The organism is Pseudomonas sp. B2M1-30, assembly GCF_025447575.1.
Lineage (GTDB): Bacteria > Pseudomonadota > Gammaproteobacteria > Pseudomonadales > Pseudomonadaceae > Aquipseudomonas > Aquipseudomonas botevensis.
This window is the reverse complement of sequence record NZ_JAOEJT010000011.1, coordinates 23,395-46,691: the sequence shown is the minus strand read 5'-3', so window position 1 is coordinate 46,691 and position 23,297 is coordinate 23,395. Positions and strand designations below refer to the sequence as shown.

The window sequence follows — 23,297 nt, the reverse complement described above, 5'->3', positions numbered from 1 at the left end:
TAAAGACATTAACTATTGAAGAAACAGGGCAACACGGGCGCTTGCGCGCCCGCCTGCCATCAGATCTTGTTGAACAGACCCAGCTGGCTGATTTTGCTGAACGCCAGTTGCGAGGCCTGCAGCATGGTCTGCTGCAAGGTCAGGCGCGTCATCACCTCGGCCGGGTCCGAATCACGGATCGAACCCTGGGTGGTGGTGTTGGCCTGGGTCAGGCTCTGGTTGGTGGTGGTCTGGTCATCCAGCGTCTGGCCACGGGCACCGATCGAGGTCACGGCGGAACCGATCTGGTTCGCGGCGCTGTCGATGTTGCCCAGAGCCGACTCCATCTGCCCCTGGAATTTCTGCTTGGCGACCGGATCACCATCGATCGGCGCATTCAGCGCGGTGACCATCTGGCCCAGAGTGTCGAGCACGTTCTGGGTCTGGTGGTTGTTGGACTGAATCGAGAACTGGTCACCGGCCGCTGGCGTACCGCCAATGGCGAAGGTCACACCGGCGGCCGTGGCATTGCCGGCGGTCACGGTGCCCGACGACACCGGCTTGCTGTCGGCAGTGATCGGCGCGGCGTACAGGTCGAAGTTGGTGGCGCTGGTGAACTTGAGGATCGCGCCGCCACCCGACGGGAAGGTGCTGTCGTACGCCGCCTGGTTGGTCACGCTGGAGCCGGTGATGACGGCAGTCGACGGGTTGCCCGGGCTGCGCGCGGTGGTGAACGAGTCCGGGGTGACCGACAACTGGAAGCTGTGACCGGCAATGACCGCGTCCGGGTTGGTATCGCCCGCCTTCAGGTTGATGTTCAGCTTCAGGTCGACGCCACGGAAGCTGACCGTCTGGTTGGCGCCGTTGGTGTTGACGATCGCGCCGTTCTGGCTGGCTTCGGTGGTCACGTCGTTGCCCAGGGCATCGGTGATTTTCAGCTGGGTGCTGCTGATGAAGTCCACGGTGTACGGCTGGCCGGCGGCGAACTTGGCGTTGTAGGTGGCAGCGGTGCCGACCGTACCGTTGGACAGCACCACGCGACCGTCATCCACCGCCGGAGCAGTCATGTTGGTCTGGGTGCGGCCGGTGTTGATGGTCTGCTGGAACGCGTCCCAACCGGTGGTGTTGGTCGCGACCGACAGGCCATCGCCGATGCCCAGGTTGATCTGGGTCTGGTCACCGTTGTAGGTGTAGGTGCCATCGGCGTTCTGCGAGTACGGCGCGGTATCGGTCTTGGAGCCGGAGAACAGGTAGTTGCCGTTGGCATCCTTGGAGTTCATCAGGCCCAGCACCTGCTTCTGGATCTCGCCCAGTTCGGCGGCGTAGGCCTTGCGGTCCGTGTCGGTGGCGATACCGTTGTTGGCGGCCAGACCGATTTCCTTGGCGCGCTGCAAGGCATCGTTGATCGACGTCAGGGTCGATTCCTGAACCGTCAGGCCACTCTTGGTGGTGTCGATGTTGGATTTGTACTGATCGAGCATCGCAGCCTGCTGACCCAATTGCAGCAGGCGACCGGCACCGATCGGATCATCGGCGGCGGTGTTGATGCGCTGCAGGCTGCTCGCTTCGTTGGCGGTCTCGACAGTCTTGCTGTAGTTGCGCTGATATTGAGCAGCTTGCGTCGCGTAATACTGAGCGGTGGAAATGCGCATGGATTACGACTCCTTAAAGGCTGTTGATCAGCACGCTGAAAGTTTCCTGCGCAGCCTTGATGATCTGCGAAGAGGCGGTGTAGTACTGCTGGTACTTGACCAGGTTGCCGGTTTCTTCATCCAGGTTGACCTGGGACAGAGAATCACGGGCCGTCTGCGCCTGGTCCAGGATCGCCGTGGTGGCGGTGCTGTCGGACTTGCTCTGGGCGGCCTTGGTGCCGACGTTGGTCACCAGTTTGTTGTAGGCGTCGGTCAGGCTGATGCCCTTGCTCGCCGTACCAGTGTCCACGGTCTGTTTGGTCTGCAGGCCGACCAGCGCCTGCGCGTTGCGGTTGTCCGAAGACGCGGCACCGGTCAGGTTCATGGTGAAGGTTTCACCGCTCTTCGGCGTCGCCGCCACCGTGGTCTGTACGGTGAAGGTTTTCTGTACGTTCGGCGTGACGCTGGTGTCCATCACCGGGTTACCGCTCGAATCGAGCATGCCGATCTTGAGATTCAGGGTGTTGGCCTGCCCCGGAACGATCGTGCCGGTGCCGATGCTGTTGCCCTTGGCGTCGACCAGGTTGTAGGACTGGCTGCCGCTGGTGGTAGCGCCGAACACCAGTTTGACCGGCGTCGAATACTTGAGCGCGTTCTGCAATTCCGCCTGGGAGGCCGGGTTGTAGATATCGACGGTGTCGACCAGGGTCGGCTGGGTGTAAGTACCGGCGTTGTTGGCACTGGCCACGCCGGTCAACGGTGCCGCCGCCGCGATTTTCTTCGGGTCGGTGAGCACGGTCTGGATGGTGGCCGCCGCGTTGCGGGTCGGGGTGATCTTGAACGTGTCACCGGCGCTCAGCGCGCCGCCGTTGAGGGCCAGGGTAAAACCGTCGATCACCGGCGGTGGTGTGGTCGTGGTGCTGAACGAGCCCATGTCGGTGCCGTCGGAACGCTTGACCGAGTAGTTGGTGGCGCTGGTGAAGGTGACCTGGTAATCGCTGGTGGTCAGCTTGCCGGTGTCCTTGATGGTGACATCAAGGTTGCCCGAACCGGCGCTGTTGCCCGCCTGGGCGATGCTGCGCTGGCTGACCAGGGCGGCACTGTTGATGTTGTTGAAAATCGCCGCGCCGAAGTCACCGTTCTTGTCGATGCCCTGGGCTTGCTGGCTGTTGATCTGGTCGGCCACCACCAGTGCCACGCGGCCCAGCTCGTTGAGCGAAGGGTCGAGCACTTCCTTGCGATAGGTCAGCAGGCCGCCGATTTCACCGCCGCTGATCACCGAGGTGATGTCGATGGTGCTCGAGCCGCGATCCATCTGGATGTTCATGCGCGACGGATCGTCTTTGCTCGGAACGGTGCTCAGGGTGTTGGTGGTGTTGCCGACGACCAGCGGCTGACCGCTGCCGACGTACACGTCGAAACTGGTGCCACGCTCGACGACCTGCGCGCCGACCAGTTCGGACAACTGGCGCACGGCTTCGTTACGGGTATCGAGCAGATCGTTCGGCTGGCCGCCGCTGGTGGAAATCTCGCCGATCTTCTGGTTCAGATTGGCAATCGAGGTCGCCAGCTTGTTCACCTGGGACGCCATGTCGCCCAGGCTGCCGTTGATCGTGGTGTTCTGATCGTTGAGCTGCTTGGACAGCGCATTGAAACGGCTGGTCAGCGCCTGGGCGCCGGTCAGCACCGACTGACGGGAGGTGTCGTCGGTGGCCGAAGTCGTCACGCCCTGCATCGAGGTGAAGAACTTCTGCAGCACGCCGGTCAACCCGGTGTTGGTATCGGACAGCGAGCCGTCCAGCGCGGTCGCCTGGGCACCGTACGCAGCCGCTTCGCTGTTGAGCGAAGTGGCGGTATGCAGTTGCGTCTCGAGGTAGGAGTTGTACACCCGGCGCACGTCGGCGAGGGTCGTGCCGGTGCCGATGAAAACGTTGCCGAACTGTTGCGAGGACTTGGTGCCCTGCACGGTTTGCTGGCGTGAATAACCGGCGGTGTCGACGTTGGCAATGTTGTTACCTGTCGTTGCCAGAGAGGACGAACTCGCGGCCAACCCCGACATCCCGATATTGAGCAAACTCATGGTTAAGACCTTATTCCTTGTGCCTTATAAAGGCGTGGTGGAAACGCCCGCCGCAGCGTAGTTCTGGAAACTGTTCATCTGCTTGGCTATCTGCGAAATCTTCGTCGCGTAGTTCGGGTCGGTCGCGTAACCGGCCTTTTGCAACTCGCGTACAAACTGTTCTGGGTTATCGGCCGACTTCAGCACATCTTGATAGCGATTATTGCTCTGCAACAACGTCACCAGATCGTGGAAGCTGTCCTTGTACGAGGCGTAGGAACGGAACTCGGCCGTCTCCTTGACCATCTGCCCGTTACGGAATTCGCTGGTGATCGCCCGGGCCGAATCGCCCTTCCAGTTGCTGCTCGCCTTGATGCCGAACAGGTTGTGACTGCTGGTGCCGTCCTGGGCGCGCATGACCGATTTGCCCCAACCGGTTTCCAGCGCAGCCTGCGCCACCAGATAACGTGGGTCGACGCCAATCCGCGCGGCTGCTTCCTGGGCCATCGGCAGCATGGTGTTGACGAATTCGTCGGCGTTGCTGAATGCCTTCTTCGCCGGCGCCAGCGGAATCTGCGCCATGGCGCGACCGTAAATCTGCATCTGCCCGCCCGAGGCCTTGTCCGCCTCGGCCCGCGCCAGCCAGTCGCCGTTGTACAACGGGCCGGAGCCGGTGGTGGCCGTTGCAACCGTCGTGGCGCGCTGCGGCAGTTGCGTGGCGGTCGTGGCGGTCGTGGCCGACGGCACCAGGCCGGCGAGCAAGCGATCAGCCAGTTTCGGCGGCAGCGCCAGACGGCGCTGGTTGATCAATTCCATGTCATTGCGATGGGCGAGCTGCGTGTTCGGTGCGCTCACCGAACGCGACGCCCACAACGGACGCTCACCGTTGACCCGCGACAACGGGCCGGTGGCGACGGTGCCGGCGGCAACCGGCGTCGCCACGGCGGCGGCTTTCGCCTTGGCTTCTTCCTGCTTGGCGGCGGACGCGGCCGCCGCCTCACCCGGAGCCATTGGTTTGTTTTTCGACATCTGGCGCATCAGCACGTCGGCCAGACCGATACCACCGCCCTCGCGGGACAGGGAAACGGCCAGTTGCTGGTCGTACATTTCCTGATACTGCTTGGCCGCCGGAGTATTCATCGGGTTGTCCTGGCCCAACGCTTCGGTGGCCGAACGCATCGACTTGAGCATCTCGCCCAGGAACAGCGATTCGAATTCCTGCGCCACCTTGCGCATGTTCGCATCGCTGTTCTTGTCGCCGACCTTGAGCTGGTTCAGGCGATTGAGGTCGGAGTAGGAACCCGAATCGCTGCTGCTGACCAGACCGCTCTTGCGCATATCCATGCTCGCCGTCCTCAGATCACGATCAGGTCGGCTTGCAACGCGCCGGCCTGCTTCAGTGCTTCGAGAATGGCCATCAGGTCACCCGGCGCTGCGCCGACCTGGTTCACCGCACGAACGATTTCGTCGAGCGTGGTGCCCGGGCCGAACTTGAACATCGGCTTGGCCTCCTGCTCGGCGTTCACGCGCGAGCGGGGCACGACAGCCGTCTGGCCGTTGGACAACGGGCCTGGCTGGCTGACGATCGGGTCTTCAGTGATGGTCACGGTCAGGCTGCCGTGGGTCACGGCGGCCGGCGAGACTTTCACGTTCTGGCCGATGACGATGGTGCCGGTGCGCGAGTTGATGATGACTTTCGCCACTGCCTGGCCCGGATCGATTTCGAGGTTTTCCAGGATCGACAGATAGTCGACGCGCTGGCTCGGATCGAGCGGCGCGGTCACCCGGATCGAGCCGCCGTCGATGGCCTGCGCGACGCCAGGGCCGAGCATGTCGTTGATCTTGTCGACGATGCGCTTGGCCGTGGTGAAGTCGGAACGGTTGAGGTTCAGCGTCAGGCTGTTGCCCTGGTTGAAACCGCTCGGCACCGCACGCTCGACCGACGCACCGCCGGGGATGCGACCGGCCGACGGAACGTTGACGGTGATCTTCGAGCCGTCACGGCCCTCGGCGTCAAAGCCGCCCACCACCAGGTTGCCCTGGGCGACAGCGTAGACGTTGCCGTCGATACCCTTGAGCGGGGTCAGCAACAGGGTGCCGCCGCGCAGGCTCTTGGAGTTACCGATGGAGGAAACGGTGATATCGACCTGCTGACCCGGTTTGGCGAACGCCGGCAGGTCGGCACTGATCGACACCGCCGCGACGTTTTTCAACTGCACGTTGCCCGACCCTGGCGGAACCTTGATGCCGAACTGCGACAGCATGTTGTTGAAGGTCTGCAGGGTGAACGGGGTCTGCGTGGTCTGGTCGCCGGTGCCGTTAAGCCCGACCACCAGGCCGTAGCCGATCAACTGGTTGGAACGCACGCCGGAAATGCTGGCGATGTCCTTCAACCGTTCGGCGTGGGCATTGACGGCCGCCGACAACAACAGCGCGGCCATCATGAGGCGCTTGAAATTCAAAGTAGCCACCTAGAAAGGGAACAGCGGGCTGAGGAAGAAACGGTCGAACCAGCCTGGCTGACTCGCATCGGCGAACGAACCGGTGCCCGAATAGGTGATGCGTGCATCGGCGACGCGGGTCGACGACACGGTGTTGTCGGTGGCGATGTCATCGGCGCGCACCAGACCGGCAATCCGCACCAGCTCGTCGCCGGTGTTGAGGGTCATCCACTTCTCACCGCGCACGGCGATGATGCCGTTGGGCAGCACGTCGGCCACGGTCACAGTGATCGAACCGGTCAGGGTGTTGCCCTGCGCGGCCTTGCTGTCGCCCTTGGTCGCACGGTCGCCGCTGTAGCCGACGTCCAGGCTCAGGTCACCGCTGCCGAACGGGCTGTTGGTGGTGGCGCTGCCGCCGAACAGCGAGGTCAGGCCGATGCCGGTCTTGCTGGTCTTGTCGACCTGCGAGTTGGCGTTCTTGCTGGCCTGGGTCCTCTCGTTCAGGGTGATGGTGATGATGTCACCGACCCGGAACGCCTTGCGGTCGCTGTACAGGTTCTGCTCGAAACCGGCCTGATAGATCGAGCCGTTGTTGGCGGCCGCCGGCAACGGTGTGCGCGGCAACACCGGCGCATAGTAAGGGTCATTGGGCTTGGGCGTCGGGGCGACGCAGCCCGCGAGCGAGACGACCCCACTCAATGCCAGAACAGATACGAAGCGATTCATGACCCTTACCTCACGGTGTTGCAGGCGACCTCATGGCCGCCTCGTAGACTTGATTACAGATTCTGCGTTACGAACGAGAGCATCTGGTCGGCGGTGGAGATCACCTTGGAGTTCATCTCGTACGCGCGCTGGGTGGTGATCATGTTGACCATCTCCTCCACGGTGCTGACGTTGGAGGTTTCCAGGGTGTTCTGCAGGGTAGTGCCGAAACCGTTCAGGCCCGGAGTGCCGACTTGCGGCGCGCCGGAAGCGGCGGTTTCCAGGAACAGGTTGTTGCCCACCGCTTGCAGACCGGCCGGGTTGATGAAGTCGGCGGTTTGCAGGTTGCCGATCACTTGCGACGCGGCGTTGCCGGGCACGGTGATGGAAACGGTGCCGTCACGGCCAACGGTGAAGGTCTGGGCGTTGTTCGGGATGACAATCGCCGGCTCCAGGGCGAAACCGCTGGCGTTGACGATCTGGCCGTTGGAGTCGAGGTGGAAAGTACCGTCACGGGTGTAGGACGTGGTGCCGTCCGGTTGCAGGATCTGGAAGAAACCGCGACCGTCGATGGCCATGTCCAGCGGTTGCTCGGTGGTTTGCAGGCTGCCGGCGGTGAAGTTCTTCTGGGTGCCGACGATGCGCACACCGGTCCCCACTTGCAGACCCGACGGCAGTTCGCTGTCCTGGGTCGACTGGGCGCCTGGCTGACGCTTGATCTGATACAACAGGTCCTGGAACTCGGCGCGGTCACGTTTGAAACCCGTGGTCGACACGTTCGCCAGGTTGTTGGAAATGGTGGTCAGGTTGGTGTCCTGGGCGGACAGACCGGTTTTGGCAACCCATAGAGCCGGAAGCATTCGATTCTCCTCGTGCGCCTGTTTTACGGCGCGACGTTCTGATAATTAGCTGATCTGCAAGACCCGAGCCATGGCCTGGTCGTCGTCTTTGGCGGTGTTCATCATCTTGACGTGCAACTCGAACTGCTTGGCCAGGGCCAGCACCGAGGTCATCTCTTCCACGGCATTGACGTTGCTCGACTCCAGGAAACCCGACACCAGCTTGACGTTGGCATCGGCCGGCGCAGGCTGTCCGTCCTTGGTGTAGATGGAACCGTCCAAGCCCTTGTTCATGTTCTTGATGTCCGGGTTGACCAGCTTGATCCGGTCGACTTCGGCCATGACGCGCGGGCCTTCGCCCATCGCACGAATACTGATGGTGCCGTCTTCACCGACTTCGACCTGCTGCTCCGGCGGCACGGCGATCGGCCCGCCATTGCCCATGACCGGCATGCCGTTGCCGGCGCGCAGGACGCCGAGGGCATCGATATTGAGGCTGCCGGTGCGCACGTAGCTCTCGCCACCGTTGGGGTTCTGCACGGCGATGAAGCCGTTGCCGCTCACGGCCACGTCGAGGTCACGCCCGGTCTGCACCAGCGAGCCGGCGGTGAAATCCGTGGCAGGTCGTTCGCTCATGGCAAACGCACGCGCCGGAAAGCTGTCACCAAACACCGGCATCGAACGCGCCTGCTCCAGGTCGCGCTGAAAACCGTTGGTGGAGATGTTCGCCAGGTTGTTGGCATGAGCCTTTTGCGCCAGTGCGTTCTGGCTGGCGCCGGTCATTGCCACATAAAGGTACTTGTCCACACTCTTTCCTCTGCATGCCGGACGTTTGCCGCCCACCGCTGTACTGCTGAGCCATAAGCAATTTGCAGACCAACTTTTTTCTGGCGGCTCGCGACCCGGTAAACAAAGGACTTGCAGGATTTTGGGGGAGGGAGGGAATGTATCGAAGTCGAAAAACCGGCGGTGTCATGCCGCCAAGCGGCATGATCGTTCCCACACAACGCCCGGGAACGATCATGCAGGCGCTAGGACTCGGTCTTGCCCACCTCATACTCGCGCAACTTATTGGCGATCGTGGTGTGCGAAACCCCCAGCCGCTTGCCCAGTTGCCGGCTGCTCGGGTGTTCGGAATACAGCCGCTCGAGTACCGCTTTCTCGAAACGCCCGACAATCTCGTCCAGTCCGCCATCGAGGGAAAAATCGCCAAGGGGCTGACGCACGCCATAGTCCGGCAAACGAATATGCTCGGCCTTGACCGTCCCGCCCTCGCACAGCGAAACCGCCTGGAACAGCACGTTCTCCAGTTGCCGCACGTTGCCCGGCCAGTGGTAGTGACTGAGCCGATCCATCGCTGCCGGCGCCAGTTTCGGCAGCGAGCAGCCAATCTGCCGACTGGCCTGATCGAGGAAGTGTTCCACCAGCGGCGTCAGGCCATCGAGGCATTCGCGCAGCGGCGGAATGTGCAGCGAAAGCACGTTCAAGCGATGGTACAGATCCTGGCGAAACTCGCCGCGCGCGCACAACTCGGACAAGTCCACCTGAGTCGCGCAGATCACCCGCACATCCAGGTAAACCTCTTCATCGCTGCCAACACGCCGGAAGCATCCGTCCTGCAGGAAACGCAACAATTTCACCTGCAGGCGCGGACTCATTTCGCCCACGCCATCGAGAAACAGCGTACCGCCCGCCGTCAGTTCCAGCAGCCCGAGTTTGCCCTCGGCACGCGCCCCTTCGAAGGCGCCAGGGCCATAACCGAACAGCTCGGTCTCGGCCATCGACTCCGGCAACCCCGCACAATTGAGCGCCATCAACGGCGACTGGCCGCGCGGACTCGCCAGGTGACAGGCGCGGGCCAGCAATTCCTTGCCGGTGCCGGTTTCGCCCTCAATTAATAATGGTGCGTCCAGCGGCGCCATGCGCCGCGCTTCGCGGACAACCGCCGCCATCACTTTCGAGCTTTGGAAGATACTGTCGAACCCCCGCAACTCCTGCTTGCGCACGTTATAGATGCGCTCGCCGACCCGGTCCGCGCGGTGCAGGGTCAGCACCGCGCCGGCCATGGCTTCGCTGTCGTCGTGCTCCGATTGCAGCGGCGCGATGTCGGCCAGAAAGACGTCACCCTTGACCTTGACCCGCATGCCATTGATTCGCGATTTGTTGGCGCGCACCAGCTCCGGCAAGTCGAAATCCTCGGCGTAGCGCGACAGCGGAATCCCCGGCACCTCATCGACCCGCACCCCCAGCAACTGGGCGGCCGCGCGGTTGGCGGCGACAATGGAGCCGCCCATGTCGATCGACAGCACCGGAAACTCCAGCGCGCCGAGCAACGCATTCAGCTCCATGTGCCGGCGTTCGCTAGGCATCAGCCCTACCCGCTTGACGCCGAACACCCCGGCAATTGCCTCGAACTTGGGGCGCAGCGCCTGGAACTGGATGTTGATCAGGTTCGGACAATGCAGATAGATCGCGTTGCCGTGCTCGCCGCCGACTTCGCCGCGAGCAACGTTGATCCCGTACTCCACCAGCAGATTGAGGATGTCGCGCAGGATGCCGATGCGGTTCTGACAATGGACTTTGATACGCATAGGAAAGGCCCGGAATGCGGTGGAATGAAGTGTCCGTTCCTGTGGAAACGGGCGTGCGCGGCGCAAATCTGGACAATTTTCTGTCGAGGCGCACAGATAATCGTCAAGATTATGTGACAGTCATCCACCATTTCAAACCCGAGACTCACCGCAAATACGACTTGGCCGACAAAGCGTAACGAAAATTTTACGAAATCTGCCGACTTTTCCTACGCAAACACCGCTCAACCCGCTGCAAGCCGACACGCCTTGGGTTATTTCTGAGTCCATCGCAGGACATAACAAGAACGAAATTTCCCTCGCAGGAGAGCAGTATGAAGCAGACGCAATACGTGGCCCGCGAGCCCGATGCGCAAGGTTTTATCGACTACCCCGCCGAAGAACACGCGGTGTGGAACACGCTGATCACCCGTCAATTGAAAGTGATCGAGGGTCGTGCGTGCCAGGAGTACCTGGACGGTATCGAAAAACTCGGTCTGCCCCACGACCGCATTCCACAACTGGGCGAAATCAACAAAGTGCTGGGCGAGACCACCGGCTGGCAGGTCGCCCGCGTTCCGGCACTGATCCCGTTCCAGACTTTTTTCGAATTGCTCGCCAGCAAACGCTTTCCGGTGGCGACGTTTATCCGCACCCGTGAAGAGCTGGACTATCTGCAAGAGCCGGACATCTTCCACGAGATCTTTGGCCACTGCCCGCTGCTGACCAACCCCTGGTTCGCGGAATTCACCCACACCTACGGCAAACTCGGCCTGCAAGCGACCAAAGAAGAGCGCGTGTACCTGGCGCGTCTGTACTGGATGACCATCGAGTTCGGTCTGGTCGAGACGCCGCAAGGCCGCCGCATCTATGGCGGTGGCATCCTGTCCTCGCCCAAGGAAACCGTTTACAGCTTGTCGGACGAACCTGAGCATCAGGCCTTCGATCCACTGGAAGCCATGCGCACGCCGTATCGCATCGACATCCTGCAACCGCTGTACTTTGCCCTGCCGAACCTCAAGCGCCTGTTCGATCTGGCCCACGAAGACATCATGGGCATGGTCAAGCACGCCATGCAGCTGGGTCTGCACGCACCGAAATTCCCACCCAAGCCAAAAGCGGCGTGAGCCGCGACTTTTGCTTACAAGTGAGTCTGTCAGTGGCCGCCACTTTGGTTTAGCTTGGCGGCATTGACGACCCGTTCAACCCTTATAAGAAAAACACGCCTTCTCAGGAAAAATGCCATGTCCAGTTTGAACCAAGCCCATTGCGAAGCCTGCCGCGCCGATGCGCCACAAGTCAGCGACGAAGAACTGCCGATCCTGATCAAGCAGATCCCTGACTGGAACATCGAAGTACGCGACAGCATCATGCAGCTGGAAAAAGTCTTCCTGTTCAAGAACTTCAAGCACGCCCTGGCGTTCACCAACGCAGTGGGCGAAATCTCCGAGGCCGAAGGTCATCACCCGGGCCTGCTGACCGAGTGGGGCAAAGTCACCGTGACCTGGTGGAGCCACTCGATCAAAGGCCTGCACCGCAATGACTTCATCATGGCCGCGCGCACCGACGAAGTGGCCAAAACCGCAGAAGGACGCAAGTAATGCACTTCGACGCCATCGGCCGGGTGCCCGGCGACCCGATCCTCGGCTTGATGGAGGCGTACGCGCAGGACTCCAACCCGCGCAAATTCGACCTGGGCGTGGGCGTCTACAAGGACGCCCAGGGCCTGACGCCGATTCCCGAGGCGGTGAAAATCGCCGAGGCGCGGCTGGTTGAAAGCCAGGACACCAAGACTTACATCGGCGGCCACGGCAACCCGTTGTTCGGCAAGGTCATCAATGAACTGGTGCTCGGCGCCGACTCGAAGCTGATCGCCGCGCAACGCGCCGGGGCCACCCAGACCCCGGGCGGCACCGGCGCCCTGCGCCTGAGCGCCGACTTCATCGCCCAGTGCCTGCCGGGCCGTGGCGTGTGGCTGAGCAACCCGACCTGGCCGATCCACGAAACGATTTTCGCGGCGGCCGGGGTCAAGGTCAGTCACTACCCGTACGTCGGCAGCGACAACCGTCTCGATGTTGAGGCGATGCTCGCCGTGCTCAGCCAGGCACCGAAAGGTGACGTGGTCCTGCTGCACGCCTGCTGCCACAACCCGACCGGTTTCGATCTGAGTCACGACGACTGGCGCCGGGTGCTGGAGGTGGTGCGCAGCCGCGACCTGCTGCCACTGATCGACTTTGCCTACCAGGGCTTTGGCGATGGTCTGGAACAGGATGCGTGGTCGACCCGGTTGTTCGCCGCCGAACTGCCGGAACTGCTGATCACCAGTTCCTGCTCGAAGAACTTCGGCCTGTACCGCGACCGCACCGGTGCGCTGATCGTCTGTGCGAAAACCGCCGACAAGCTCACCGACATCCGCAGCCAACTGGCCAACATCGCCCGCAACCTGTGGTCGACGCCACCGGATCACGGCGCGGCGGTAGTGGCGACCATCCTCGCCGACCCGGAACTGAAAAGCCGCTGGGCCGACGAAGTGGAAGCCATGCGCCTGCGTATCGCCCAGTTGCGCAGCGGCCTGGTCGAAGCGCTGGAACCTCACGGCTTGCGCGAACGCTTCGCCCACATCGGCGTGCAACGCGGGATGTTCTCCTACACCGGCCTGTCGCCGGAACAAGTGAAAAACCTGCGCGACCACCACAGCGTGTACATGGTCAGCTCGGGCCGGGCCAACGTCGCCGGTATCGATGCAACACGACTGGACCTGCTGGCCGAGGCAATCGCCAAGGTCTGCCAGTAGCCACAAAACCTGATGTGGGAGTGGGCTTGCCCGCTCCCACATTGGCGTTCGCGCATCCCTTACAAACCTGTCTAGACAAGCCCATCCGTCGCAACAAATGGATATAAAAATCTGTTTGTCACTTTTCCTGCTGTATCCTCCACGAGCTTTCTGAAAGCGCGGATCTACCAGATCTATCAACAGACTTAGCGAGGAGCGCAACCATGCACGAGATTCCCAATCTCCCCTTCCCAAGCCTGCACGTACCTGAGCAGACGACCCCGCAACAAGCCGGCGCCCAACAGCCCGAGCCGAAACAAGAAGCCACTGACAGCCGCAAGGCTGACAGCGAAGACTGAAACACCCGCCGTACAGACCGTGTGGAAAGCGCTAACATGCGCTTTCCACACTGCCTGAAACCGAGCCCGCCATGACCGACGAATTCTCCGCCAGCCAAGCCGAAGTCCTGATCGGCGCCACCGAGAAAATGATCGAGATCTGGAACCGCCTCTCCCCGGAGAAACAGGCCGCCCTGCTCGCCCGCTTCGGTACGGAAGAAAATGCCCTCGCCGCGCTGGTCACCACGCAACTGGTCGCACCGGCCAAATCCTGATTCCACCGCCCGGCAAATAGTTTTACTTTTCCCCGCCCCTGACGCGTCCGCGCCGGTATCATAAGCAGCCTATCTAATCCTGCTTCCCGTGGATCGTTTCCAATGTCAGAACCTCAGCGCCCCCTGGCGGTCACGCTGCAAGTCGTTTCCATCGTCCTCTTCACCTTCATCGGCTACCTCAACATCGGCATTCCCCTCGCCGTTTTGCCGGGCTACGTCCACAGTGATCTGGGCTTCGGCGCGGTCATCGCCGGGCTGGTGATCAGCGTGCAATACCTGGCCACCCTGCTCAGCCGCCCGTATGCCGGCAAGATCATCGATAACAAGGGCAGCAAACGCGCCGTGATGATCGGTCTGGCCGGTTGTGGCTTGAGCGGTGTGTTCATGCTGATTTCGGCGTGGACACCGCATGTGCCAATGCTCAGTCTGATCAGCCTGCTGATCGGCCGTCTGGTGCTGGGCAGCGCGGAAAGCCTGGTCGGTTCCGGATCGATTGGCTGGGGCATCGGTCGGGTCGGCGCGGCGAACACCGCCAAAGTGATTTCCTGGAACGGCATCGCCAGTTACGGCGCACTGGCCGTCGGTGCGCCGCTGGGTGTGTGGCTGGTCAGCCGCCTGGGGCTGTGGAGCATGGGCGTCAGCATTATCTTGCTGGCTGCATTGGGTCTGCTGCTGGCGTGGCCGAAAACCGCCGCACCAATCGTTGCCGGCGAGCGCCTGCCGTTCATGCATGTGCTGGGTCGGGTCTTCCCCCACGGCTGCGGGCTGGCGCTGGGCTCGATCGGTTTCGGCACCATCGCCACCTTCATAACCCTGTATTACGCCACACAGCATTGGGACAACGCCGTGCTGTGCCTGAGCCTGTTCGGCGCCAGCTTCATCGGCGCGCGGCTGCTGTTCGGCAATCTGATCAATCGCCTCGGCGGCTTCCGCGTGGCGATTGCCTGCCTGTCGGTGGAAACCCTGGGCCTGTTGCTGCTGTGGCTGGCCCCGGATGCGCAGTGGGCACTGGCGGGAGCGGCGTTGAGCGGTTTCGGCTTCTCGCTGGTGTTCCCGGCGCTGGGGGTGGAGGCGGTGAATCTGGTGCCGGCCTCCAGCCGGGGCGCGGCCGTAGGCGCTTACTCACTGTTCATCGACTTGTCGCTGGGGATCACCGGGCCGCTGGCCGGGGCGATTGCGGCGGGCTTCGGCTTTGCTTCGATCTTTCTGTTTGCGGCGCTGGCGGCGTTAAGCGGCCTGGCGTTGAGCATCTATCTGTACCGCCACACCGCGAAGTATCGCGAGGACTAGAAATCCACCTTGCCCCGCCCGGCCTTGATATTGCCGCGCTTGGCTTTCGACTCGAGGCGGCGTTTCTTCGAACCGAGGGTCGGCTTGGTCGGGCGGCGTTTCTTTTCAACCTTGCTGGCGCTGAGGATCAGTTCGACAAGGCGCTCCAGCGCATCGGCGCGGTTCTGCTCCTGCGTGCGATATTGCTGGGCCTTGATAATCAGCACGCCGTCGCTGGTGATACGACTGTCGCGCAACGCCAGCAACCGCTCCTTGTAGAACTCGGGCAGGGACGAGGCCGGAATGTCGAAACGCAGGTGCACGGCGCTGGAAACCTTGTTGACGTTCTGCCCCCCGGCACCCTGCGCGCGGATGTACGTCAGCTCGATCTCGGCATCCGGCAGATGCACGTTGTTGGAAATCACCAGCATGGAAAAACGTCCGAATTCAGAACTCGCAGGATACCTTGATTGATCCGTTTCCTGTGGGAGAGGGAGCGGCATCAAGCTCAGAAACGACAAACCCGGCACATTGGCCGGGTTTGTCGTTTCAGCATCTGACGCTTATTTGGTAGCGCCCGCCGTGTGCAGTGCCTGCTGCGCACCGCGCTTGTTCTTGATCACGTAGCAGACCCACATGAACACGACCCACACCGGAATCGCATACACCGAGACCTGGATGCCCGGGATCAGCAGCATCACGCCCAGAATGAACACCACGAACGCCAGGCAGATGAAGTTGCCGTACGGATACCAGAGTGCCTTGAACAGCGGCTTCTGGCGGGTCTTGTTCATGTGCTGACGGAACTTGAAGTGCGAGAAGCTGATCATCGCCCAGTTGATCACCAGGGTGGCTACCACCAGCGACATCAGCAGTTCCAGCGCGTGCTGCGGAATCAGGTAGTTGAGCAGCACTGCCACCAGCGTCACCGCTGCCGAGGCAAGGATCGAACGCACCGGAACGCCGCGCTTGTCGATTTTCGCCAGGCCTTTCGGCGCATCACCCTGCTCGGCCATGCCCAGCAGCATGCGGCTGTTGCAGTAGGTGCCGCTGTTGTACACCGACAGCGCCGCCGTCAGGACCACGAAGTTGAGGATGTGCGCGGCGGTGTTGCTGCCGAGCATCGAGAACACCTGCACGAACGGGCTGCCGCTGTACGAGTCGCCCGAAGCGTTGAGGGTTTCCAGCAGGCTGTCCCATGGGGTCAGCGACAGCAGGATCACCAGCGCACCGATGTAGAAAATCAGGATCCGGTAGATCACCTGATTGATCGCTTTCGGGATCACGGTCTTCGGCTTGTCGGCTTCGGCGGCGGTGAAACCGAGCATTTCCAGGCCGCCGAAGGAGAACATGATGATCGCCATGGCCATCACCAGACCGCTGACGCCATTGGGGAAGAACCCACCGTGGGACCACAGGTTGCTCACCGAGGCCTGCGGGCCGCCGTGGCCGCTGACCAGCAGGTAGCTGCCGAGGGCAATCATGCCGACAATCGCCACGACCTTGATGATCGCGAACCAGAATTCGGCTTCACCGAAAACCTTGACGTTGGCCAGGTTGATCGCGTTGATCAGCACGAAGAACGCGGCGGCGGTGACCCAGCTCGGGATGTCCGGCGCCCAGTAGTGGATGTATTTGCCGACCGCTGTCAGCTCCGACATGCCCACCAGGATGTACAGGATCCAGCAGTTCCAGCCCGACAGGAAGCCGGCGAAGCCGCCCCAGTACTTGTGCGCAAAATGGCTGAAGGAACCGGCCACCGGCTCTTCGACGATCATTTCGCCGAGCTGGCGCATGATCATGAAGGCGATGAAGCCGCAGATGGCGTAGCCGAGGATCATCGACGGGCCGGCGGATTTCAGCACCCCGGCCGAGCCGAGGAACAATCCTGTACCGATCGCGCCACCGAGGGCGATCAGTTGAATATGGCGATTTTTCAGGCCGCGTTTCAGCTCGCCTGATTGCGAGTTTTGTCCACTCATGAAAAAGGTCTCACGCAAGGTTTGATGATGTTCAGTAGACGTTGCTGCAAGGTTGCGATTTCAGGCAGCCCCGATCAAACCCCAGCGCAGGCACCAGGAGTTCAGCTTTTTTACAACGGTCATGCGTCACCTGTTTGTTTTTATCTGTGACGAAATCGAACCCGACACGCTCGTGACGCGACGGAATGAACAAGGCGGATAGCCTTGCGGTTTGCGCGATTACGCAGGGGGTCACAGTAAAACGCGGCGCATTGTACACCGCTAACCCCCTGCTGCCAGACCCGCCGGATCAGCGTGTCGGTTGCCGGGATTGCATGTGTCCGCCTCGAGATGCCCGGGCGGCCGCAAAAATTGAGTCAGGCCTTTGCAGACCATCGGCGTGGACGATGGAAAATCCGCCCCACGTAGAGAAGTGAAAATGGATAACGGCGTTCATTGCGCCTCCTTCTTGTTATGCACCTGCACGACAGGCATGGGGCGCATCTCACCTTTCAATCGGGCTTGAAACAAGCGGCTTAGAGCCCTGCGAAAGGCCCGGCGGACGGGGTTTCGGCAGGTTTTCCTTACACGCCCGCCAGCCCATGGGATTCACGGCTTGAAGTACGTTTTTTCGTAAACATCCGCTGACACCGTGTAACGAATTTTTTCCACGTTGAGCCAGGAGCACGGCTCGACAGGCGGGCGGTAGAAAGCCTGCTAACTAATTGAAAGATCTGTTTTTTGTTTTTTAAATAAGAAAAATTCGGGAAGAAAAGAGAGCTTGAAGAGTGGATTTAAATTTTAAATAAATATGTTCTGCCTCTCGTTTCAACTTTGAGAGTGCAATTGCCAGGCCTGGCCTCTTCGTGGGCAAGCCCACTCCCACAACAGCACCACACTCCAATGCGGGAGCGGGCTTGCCCGCGAAGAAGCCCGGACAGACACCCAGAGACAAACGCCAGACGAAAAAAAACGCCAACCCTGAGGTTGGCGTTTTCACTTCAGCTTGCAGCTACCTTATTCCGGCTTCTTGCGACCGAAACCCGGACGCTGACCCGAACCGGCCGGCGCGCCACGGCGCTTGCCCGACGGTTTGTCGTCATCGAGCTTGAGGCCTGGACGCTTCACACCGGGCTTGGCCGGACGCTTGGTGTCGGCTGGACGATCCGCCACCGGCGTACCACGACCGGCCGGCGCGCGGCCTTCGCCACGCTCGGTGCGACCGCGTGGAGCGCGCTCGCCATCCGGACGCGCGGCCGGCTTGCGACCTGGACGCTCGCCTTCGATCTGCGGCTCACGGACCGGGCGCGGACCGGCGGCAGCAGGAGCACCATTGGCCGGACGCAGCGTACGTACGCGATCAGCACGCGCCATCGGACGCGACGACTTGCGCTGCATGCGGTCAAGCTTGTCTTTGCTCTTGGTGGTCATTTGCGGCATGACCACCGGGGTCAGACCCACTTCGGCGCTCAGTACGTCGACTTCGTACTGGCTCATTTCACGCCAGCGGCCCATCGGCAGGTCGGAGTTGAGGAACACCGGACCGAAACGCACGCGCTTCAGACGGCTGACCACCAGCCCTTGGGACTCCCACAGACGACGAACTTCACGGTTACGGCCTTCCATCACCACGCAGTGATACCAGTGGTTGAAGCCTTCACCGCCCGGTGCCTGCTGGATGTCGGTGAACCGCGCCGGGCCGTCTTCGAGCACAACGCCGGCCTTGAGGCGGTCGATCATCTCGTCATCGACTTCACCGCGTACACGCACGGCATACTCGCGGTCCATCTCGTAGGACGGGTGCATCAGGCGGTTGGCCAGTTCACCGTCGGTGGTGAACATCAGCAGCCCGGTGGTGTTGATGTCGAGGCGGCCAATGTTGATCCAGCGCCCTTCTTTCGGACGTGGCAGCTTGTCGAACACGGTCGGACGGCCATCCGGGTCGTCACGGGTGCAGATTTCACCATCAGGCTTGTTGTACATGATGACGCGGCGAACCGATTCGGCGGCTTCTTCGCGCTTGATGACCTTGCCATCGATGCTGATGGCGTCGTGCATGTCGACACGCAAGCCGAGGGTCGCGTCGTTGCCATTGACCTTGATCCGGCCCTGGCTGATCCACGCTTCTACGTCACGGCGCGAGCCGACGCCGATACGGGCGAGGACTTTCTGCAGTTTTTCGCCTGCTGGACGGATTTCCTGGTCGTCTTGCTGATTGATGTCACTCATCTGGGCACCTCCCGGTGTGGTCGTTTCAGGCAGCGCCTGAAACGTTGAATCTAACGTTGAAAAACAGGTTTTCGGGCGAAGGGATCGCCGAAGGGTCGCGAATCATACGCGGATGTGCTCGTTCGCGCATCAGAGACTAGTCGATCAACCCGCAGTTATTTCATTTTCCGCCGACCGGTGTGCGACTGACGCAAGCAGGTCAGTCTTCGAACTCGCGACGTTCGGCTTCGATCGCTTCGGCCAGGGCGCGGGCTTCGGCTTCTTCTTCGCTCAATTCCGGTTCGGGCGTTGATTGTTCAAGGGCGGCAACGGCGGCCAGGAGCTTTTCCCTGGCTTCGGCGACGCCCAGCACGTCTTCCTCGGGTTCGGGTTCTGGCTCGGCCTCGACTTCAGCCTCGACTTCAGCTTCGACTTCAGCCCCAACCTCCAGCTCGACCGCAACGACCGACGCATCCGGCGACGTTTCGAACGCATCCGACAGCGATTCCCCATCACGCAGCAAATCGTCGAAGTCGGTCTTGATCCCCTCCTCCATGCTGTCCAGCTCCAGCAGCAAGGTGTGGAAACTGGTTTCTTCCTTCGGTTCTTCGTCGGGTTCGGCGCTGGCGTCGGCCAGTTCCTGCAAGCTGCGCGGCACCGGGGCGTCGTCAAAGTCGAGCACAGGCTCGGTTTCCATCTCGCGCAGTTCGGCCAGTGGCGGCAGGTCTTCGAGGTTTTTCAGGTTGAAGTGATCGAGAAACACCTTGGTGGTGGCGAACATCGCCGGTTTGCCCGGTACGTCACGGTAACCGACGATGCGAATCCACTCGCGCTCGATCAACGTCTTGACGATGTTGCTGTTGACCGCCACGCCCCGCACATCTTCGATCTCGCCCCGGGTGATCGGCTGGCGGTAGGCGATCAGCGCCATGGTTTCCAGCAAGGCTCGGGAGTAGCGTTGCGGCCGTTCTTCCCACAGGCGGCCGACCCACGGCGAGAACTTCTCGCGAATCTGCAGGCGATAGCCGGAGGCGACCTCCTTGAGTTCGAACGCCCGCCCTTCACAGGACTTGCCCAGCAGGGTCAGGGCTTTCTTGAAGACCGGCGGCTCCGGCCGCTCGCCCTCTTCGAACAGTTCGTAGAGACGCTCAAGGGATTGCGGCTTTCCCGAGGCCAACAGAAAGGCTTCAAGCAGGGGCGCCAGCTCGCGGGGTTCAGTCAGGTTCATGTTTCGACTCGTTATTCGGCTCGGGCTCGCACGTGGATCGCGGCGAACGGCTCATTCTGCACCAGCTCGACCAAGGATTCCTTGACCAGTTCAAGGATCGCCATAAAGGTCACCACCACGCCGAGCCGGCCTTCCTCGGCGGTGAACAGCTCGACGAACGGCACGAAGCCGCCGCCCTTGAGGCGCTCCAGCACATCGCTCATGCGCTCGCGGGTGGACAGCGCCTCGCGGCTGACCTGGTGGCTTTCGAACATGTCGCCACGGCGCAGCACTTCGGCCATGGACATCAGGATTTCTTCCAGCGCCACGTCGGGCAACAGCTTGCGCGCGCGGGCCTCCGGGGCGTCGAGCTTGGGCACCACCACATCGCGGCCGACCCGGCTCAAGCCGTCGATGCCTTCGGCGGCGGCCTTGAAGCGCTCGTACTCCTGCAGACGACGGATCAGTTCGGCGCGCGGGTCGTCCTCTTCGTCGTCGACGGTTTCGGCCCGTGGCAGCAACATCCGCGACTTGATCTCGGCGAGCATCGCGGCCATCACCAGGTATTCGGCGGCCAGTTCCAGGCGCACCGACTGCATCAACTCGACATAACCCATGTACTGGCGGGTGATTTCCGCCACCGGGATATCGAGGATGTCGATGTTCTGTTTGCGGATCAGGTACAGCAACAGGTCGAGGGGGCCTTCGAAGGCTTCGAGAAACACCTCCAGCGCATCCGGCGGGATGTACAGGTCCAGCGGCATTTCCATGACCGCCTGGCCATAGACCATGGCAAACGGCAGCTCCTGCTGGGCGCCGGCCTGGGGATCGACGTTTTCCACTGCTGACATTCAGGCCTCGACCATGAACGGAGCCGGATCGCCGCAACCGACGCGCACCACTTCCGGGTCGTCGCCGGTCAGGTCGATCACGGTGGACGCCTTGATCCCGCCGAAACCGCCGTCGATGATCAGGTCGACCTGATGCTCGAGCAACTGACGCATTTCGTAGGGATCGCTCAGCGGATCGTCCTCACCGGGCATGATCAGGGTCACGCTCATCAGCGGCTCACCCAGTTCGGCGAGCAGGGCCAGGGCAATCGGATGGCTCGGCACCCGCAAACCGATGGTGCGCTTCTTCGGGTGCAGCAACAGCCGTGGCACTTCGCGGGTGGCGTTGAGAATGAAGGTGTACGGCCCCGGCAAATGGGCCTTGAGGATGCGGAAGGTGCCGGTGTCGATCTTGGCGTAGTTGCCCAGTTGCGACAGGTCGCTGCAAATCAGCGCGAAGTTGTGCTTTTCATCCAGTTGACGCAGGCGCCGGACGCGCTCGATGGCGGTCTTGTCGCCGATCTGGCAACCGATAGCGTAGGAAGAGTCCGTGGGATAAATCACCACCCCGCCGTTGCGGATGATCTGGACGGCCTGTTTGATCAGGCGCGCTTGCGGGTTTTCCGGATGTATCTGGAAAAATTGGCTCACATTCTCTACCTGTTCAGACGGCGGCAATAACTGGGTCATGTTTGAACCGGCGCCACAGGGGCGGCAGGTCCTCGGGAAGCGGCCGGTACTGGCCGATCTCGGACCAGCCACCCGGGCCATGGAAATCACTGCCGGCGCTGACCAGCAGACCGAACTCTCGGGCAAGGATCGCCAGGCTGCCCACCTGCTCCGCAGGCTGATAACCGTTGACCACTTCCAGCGCTTGCCCGCCCGCTTGAATATAGTCGGCAATCAGCTTTCGGCGCTTGCTGCGGGTGAAATCGTAGTGCCACGGATGCGCCAGGCTGACCCAGGCACCGGAATCGCGCAGCGTACCGACGGTGTCTTCCAGGCTCGGCCAGTGCTGCTTGACGTCGCCCAGCTTGCCGGCGCCGAGCCATTTGCGGAATGCCTCGGCGCGATCCTTCACAAAACCTTCGCGCACCATCCAGTCGGCGAAATGCGGACGGGCCGGCGCGTTACCGCTGTCGCCCAGTTCCTGCTGGATCTGCCGGGCGCCTTCGAGCGCGCCGGGCATGCCTTTGAGCGAAAGCTTGCGGCTTATCTCTTCCGACCGCAGCCAGCGGCCATCGTGCAGTTTGGCGATGGCCTCGACCAGTGGCGCGGCATTGACGTCGAAACCGTAGCCCAGCACATGAATGGTGGCGCCGCCCCAAGTGCAGGACAGCTCGACACCGTTGATCAGGTGCATGCCCAGTTTCTGCGCGGCGCTGCGCGCTTCGTCGAGGCCTTCGACCGTGTCGTGATCGGTCAGGGCCAGCATTTGCACGCCGTTCTCGAACGCCCGCGCAACCAGTGCCGTCGGCGCCAGGGCGCCATCGGAGGCCGTGCTGTGGCAGTGCAAATCAACATTCACGGGGAGTTGTAACCTCAAATCAGCTGGCGCTATCGCGCGCCCATATGTTTGTTATTATGCCGCCACATCCAGCTTCTGGCTCTTACTGTGAAACAATTCATCGATTTCATCCCGCTCCTGCTGTTCTTCATCGTCTACAAACTCGATCCGCGCAGCGTCGACGTGGCCGGCCATGAATTGACTGTAGGCGGTATTTACAGCGCCACCGCGATGCTGATCGTCAGCTCTCTGGTGGTGTACGGCGCGCTGTTCATCAAGCAGCGCAAGCTGGAGAAGAGCCAGTGGCTGACCCTGATCGCCTGCCTGGTCTTCGGCAGCCTGACCCTGGCCTTCCACAGCGAAACCTTCCTGAAATGGAAAGCCCCGGTGGTCAACTGGCTGTTCGCCCTGGCCTTCATCGGCAGCCACTTCATCGGTGACCGCCTGCTGATCAAACGCATCATGGGCCACGCGTTGACCCTGCCGGATCCGGTCTGGACCCGCCTGAATATCGCCTGGATCGCCTTTTTCCTGTTCTGCGGTGCCGCCAACCTGTTCGTCGCCTTCACCTTCCAGAGCATCTGGGTGGACTTCAAGGTGTTCGGCAGCCTGGGCATGACCGTGCTGTTCCTGGTCGGTCAGGGCATCTACCTGTCCCGTCACCTGCACGACGCCGATACCACAACGCCAAAAACCGAGGACTGA

Annotated in this window: 22 protein-coding genes; 7 read left to right on the top strand and 15 right to left on the bottom strand. The window is 61.7% G+C overall.

Annotation, left to right across the window (positions count from 1 at the left end; translation table 11 throughout):
• Window positions 1–59 precede the first annotated feature (59 nt).
• From N8H74_RS20420 to N8H74_RS20385, 8 genes are all read right to left on the bottom strand, one after another.
• Window positions 60–1,631 (bottom strand): flagellar hook-associated protein 3, encoded by a 1,572-nt coding sequence (locus N8H74_RS20420; RefSeq protein ID WP_262149827.1) that lies wholly within the window; start codon window positions 1,629–1,631, stop codon window positions 60–62.
• Window positions 1,632–1,644: 13 nt separating this feature from the next.
• Window positions 1,645–3,690 (bottom strand): flagellar hook-associated protein FlgK, encoded by a 2,046-nt coding sequence (flgK, locus tag N8H74_RS20415; protein WP_262149825.1) that lies wholly within the window; start codon window positions 3,688–3,690, stop codon window positions 1,645–1,647.
• A 24-nt stretch (window positions 3,691–3,714) separates the two neighbouring features.
• A complete protein-coding gene (gene flgJ / locus N8H74_RS20410) occupies window positions 3,715–5,013 on the bottom strand; it encodes a flagellar assembly peptidoglycan hydrolase FlgJ (protein WP_262149823.1) in 1,299 nt (432 codons plus the stop codon).
• Window positions 5,014–5,024: 11 nt separating this feature from the next.
• Window positions 5,025–6,113, bottom strand: coding sequence for a flagellar basal body P-ring protein FlgI (locus N8H74_RS20405; RefSeq protein WP_217832276.1), 1,089 nt, complete (start codon window positions 6,111–6,113; stop codon window positions 5,025–5,027).
• A gap of 27 nt (window positions 6,114–6,140) precedes the next feature.
• Window positions 6,141–6,836, bottom strand: coding sequence for a flagellar basal body L-ring protein FlgH (flgH, locus tag N8H74_RS20400; RefSeq protein ID WP_217832238.1), 696 nt, complete (start codon window positions 6,834–6,836; stop codon window positions 6,141–6,143).
• 53 nt (window positions 6,837–6,889) lie between these two features.
• The gene (gene flgG, locus N8H74_RS20395) at window positions 6,890–7,675 is read right to left on the bottom strand and encodes a flagellar basal-body rod protein FlgG (RefSeq protein ID WP_217832239.1); all 786 of its coding nucleotides are present in this window, start codon (window positions 7,673–7,675) and stop codon (window positions 6,890–6,892) included.
• Window positions 7,676–7,720: 45 nt separating this feature from the next.
• Window positions 7,721–8,461, bottom strand: a complete 741-nt coding sequence (locus N8H74_RS20390; RefSeq protein ID WP_217832240.1) for a flagellar basal body rod protein FlgF — start codon at window positions 8,459–8,461, stop codon at window positions 7,721–7,723.
• A 224-nt stretch (window positions 8,462–8,685) separates the two neighbouring features.
• A complete protein-coding gene (locus tag N8H74_RS20385) occupies window positions 8,686–10,245 on the bottom strand; it encodes a sigma-54-dependent transcriptional regulator (protein ID WP_217832241.1) in 1,560 nt (519 codons plus the stop codon).
• A 314-nt stretch (window positions 10,246–10,559) separates the two neighbouring features.
• Here N8H74_RS20385 and phhA point away from each other — a divergent pair, with 314 nt between their 5' ends.
• From phhA to N8H74_RS20355, 6 genes are all read left to right on the top strand, one after another.
• Window positions 10,560–11,351 (top strand): phenylalanine 4-monooxygenase, encoded by a 792-nt coding sequence (phhA, locus tag N8H74_RS20380; protein ID WP_217832242.1) that lies wholly within the window; start codon window positions 10,560–10,562, stop codon window positions 11,349–11,351.
• A gap of 117 nt (window positions 11,352–11,468) precedes the next feature.
• Window positions 11,469–11,825 carry a 4a-hydroxytetrahydrobiopterin dehydratase gene (locus N8H74_RS20375; protein WP_213027921.1) on the top strand — a complete coding sequence of 119 codons (357 nt, stop codon included), beginning with the start codon at window positions 11,469–11,471 and terminating at the stop codon, window positions 11,823–11,825.
• Window positions 11,825–13,018, top strand: coding sequence for an amino acid aminotransferase (locus N8H74_RS20370; RefSeq protein ID WP_262149816.1), 1,194 nt, complete (start codon window positions 11,825–11,827; stop codon window positions 13,016–13,018). Before N8H74_RS20375 ends, N8H74_RS20370 begins: the two co-directional genes overlap by 1 nt.
• Before the next feature lie 203 nt (window positions 13,019–13,221).
• Window positions 13,222–13,356 (top strand): hypothetical protein, encoded by a 135-nt coding sequence (locus tag N8H74_RS20365; protein WP_262149814.1) that lies wholly within the window; start codon window positions 13,222–13,224, stop codon window positions 13,354–13,356.
• 71 nt (window positions 13,357–13,427) lie between these two features.
• Window positions 13,428–13,610 carry a hypothetical protein gene (locus tag N8H74_RS20360; protein ID WP_217832244.1) on the top strand — a complete coding sequence of 61 codons (183 nt, stop codon included), beginning with the start codon at window positions 13,428–13,430 and terminating at the stop codon, window positions 13,608–13,610.
• Window positions 13,611–13,712: 102 nt separating this feature from the next.
• Window positions 13,713–14,900, top strand: coding sequence for an MFS transporter (locus N8H74_RS20355; protein WP_262149812.1), 1,188 nt, complete (start codon window positions 13,713–13,715; stop codon window positions 14,898–14,900).
• Here the strand turns inward: N8H74_RS20355 and arfB are convergent.
• The 7 genes from arfB to N8H74_RS20320 form a co-directional block, all read right to left on the bottom strand.
• Window positions 14,897–15,310, bottom strand: a complete 414-nt coding sequence (arfB, locus tag N8H74_RS20350; protein ID WP_262149810.1) for an alternative ribosome rescue aminoacyl-tRNA hydrolase ArfB — start codon at window positions 15,308–15,310, stop codon at window positions 14,897–14,899. The genes N8H74_RS20355 and arfB overlap by 4 nt on opposite strands.
• A gap of 132 nt (window positions 15,311–15,442) precedes the next feature.
• Window positions 15,443–16,861: an amino acid permease gene (locus N8H74_RS20345; protein WP_262149808.1), complete on the bottom strand. Its 1,419-nt coding sequence runs from the start codon at window positions 16,859–16,861 to the stop codon at window positions 15,443–15,445.
• A 996-nt stretch (window positions 16,862–17,857) separates the two neighbouring features.
• On the bottom strand, window positions 17,858–19,069 hold the full coding sequence (rluB, locus tag N8H74_RS20340) for a 23S rRNA pseudouridine(2605) synthase RluB (RefSeq protein ID WP_262149806.1): 1,212 nt from the start codon (window positions 19,067–19,069) through the stop codon (window positions 17,858–17,860).
• 199 nt (window positions 19,070–19,268) lie between these two features.
• Complete coding sequence (gene scpB, locus N8H74_RS20335) at window positions 19,269–20,276, bottom strand: SMC-Scp complex subunit ScpB (protein ID WP_262149804.1); 1,008 nt, start codon at window positions 20,274–20,276, stop codon at window positions 19,269–19,271.
• Between the two features lie 11 nt (window positions 20,277–20,287).
• The gene (locus tag N8H74_RS20330; protein WP_217832277.1) at window positions 20,288–20,986 is read right to left on the bottom strand and encodes a ScpA family protein; all 699 of its coding nucleotides are present in this window, start codon (window positions 20,984–20,986) and stop codon (window positions 20,288–20,290) included.
• 120 nt (window positions 20,987–21,106) lie between these two features.
• Window positions 21,107–21,736, bottom strand: a complete 630-nt coding sequence (locus tag N8H74_RS20325; protein ID WP_217832250.1) for an L-threonylcarbamoyladenylate synthase — start codon at window positions 21,734–21,736, stop codon at window positions 21,107–21,109.
• Between the two features lie 13 nt (window positions 21,737–21,749).
• Window positions 21,750–22,613 (bottom strand): PHP domain-containing protein, encoded by an 864-nt coding sequence (locus tag N8H74_RS20320; RefSeq protein ID WP_262149801.1) that lies wholly within the window; start codon window positions 22,611–22,613, stop codon window positions 21,750–21,752.
• 87 nt (window positions 22,614–22,700) lie between these two features.
• On the opposite strand from N8H74_RS20320, the gene N8H74_RS20315 reads away from it, so the two are divergent.
• Window positions 22,701–23,297: a septation protein A gene (locus tag N8H74_RS20315; RefSeq protein ID WP_217832252.1), complete on the top strand. Its 597-nt coding sequence runs from the start codon at window positions 22,701–22,703 to the stop codon at window positions 23,295–23,297.

Excerpts from the sequence above, each read along its gene's own strand:
- N8H74_RS20365 (WP_262149814.1), top strand. The coding sequence starts at position 13,222 with ATGCACGAGATTCCCAATCTCCCCTTCCCAAGCCTGCACGTACCTGAG.
- N8H74_RS20405 (WP_217832276.1), bottom strand. The coding sequence starts at position 6,113 with ATGATGGCCGCGCTGTTGTTGTCGGCGGCCGTCAATGCCCACGCCGAA.
- N8H74_RS20385 (WP_217832241.1), bottom strand. The coding sequence starts at position 10,245 with ATGCGTATCAAAGTCCATTGTCAGAACCGCATCGGCATCCTGCGCGAC.
- N8H74_RS20345 (WP_262149808.1), bottom strand. The coding sequence starts at position 16,861 with ATGAGTGGACAAAACTCGCAATCAGGCGAGCTGAAACGCGGCCTGAAA.
- N8H74_RS20370 (WP_262149816.1), top strand. The coding sequence starts at position 11,825 with ATGCACTTCGACGCCATCGGCCGGGTGCCCGGCGACCCGATCCTCGGC.
- phhA (WP_217832242.1), top strand. The coding sequence starts at position 10,560 with ATGAAGCAGACGCAATACGTGGCCCGCGAGCCCGATGCGCAAGGTTTT.
- N8H74_RS20355 (WP_262149812.1), top strand. The coding sequence starts at position 13,713 with ATGTCAGAACCTCAGCGCCCCCTGGCGGTCACGCTGCAAGTCGTTTCC.
- N8H74_RS20360 (WP_217832244.1), top strand. The coding sequence starts at position 13,428 with ATGACCGACGAATTCTCCGCCAGCCAAGCCGAAGTCCTGATCGGCGCC.
- arfB (WP_262149810.1), bottom strand. The coding sequence starts at position 15,310 with ATGCTGGTGATTTCCAACAACGTGCATCTGCCGGATGCCGAGATCGAG.
- N8H74_RS20375 (WP_213027921.1), top strand. The coding sequence starts at position 11,469 with ATGTCCAGTTTGAACCAAGCCCATTGCGAAGCCTGCCGCGCCGATGCG.
- N8H74_RS20420 (WP_262149827.1), bottom strand. The coding sequence starts at position 1,631 with ATGCGCATTTCCACCGCTCAGTATTACGCGACGCAAGCTGCTCAATAT.
- scpB (WP_262149804.1), bottom strand. The coding sequence starts at position 20,276 with ATGAACCTGACTGAACCCCGCGAGCTGGCGCCCCTGCTTGAAGCCTTT.
- rluB (WP_262149806.1), bottom strand. The coding sequence starts at position 19,069 with ATGAGTGACATCAATCAGCAAGACGACCAGGAAATCCGTCCAGCAGGC.
- flgH (WP_217832238.1), bottom strand. The coding sequence starts at position 6,836 with ATGAATCGCTTCGTATCTGTTCTGGCATTGAGTGGGGTCGTCTCGCTC.
- flgJ (WP_262149823.1), bottom strand. The coding sequence starts at position 5,013 with ATGGATATGCGCAAGAGCGGTCTGGTCAGCAGCAGCGATTCGGGTTCC.
- flgK (WP_262149825.1), bottom strand. The coding sequence starts at position 3,690 with ATGAGTTTGCTCAATATCGGGATGTCGGGGTTGGCCGCGAGTTCGTCC.
- flgG (WP_217832239.1), bottom strand. The coding sequence starts at position 7,675 with ATGCTTCCGGCTCTATGGGTTGCCAAAACCGGTCTGTCCGCCCAGGAC.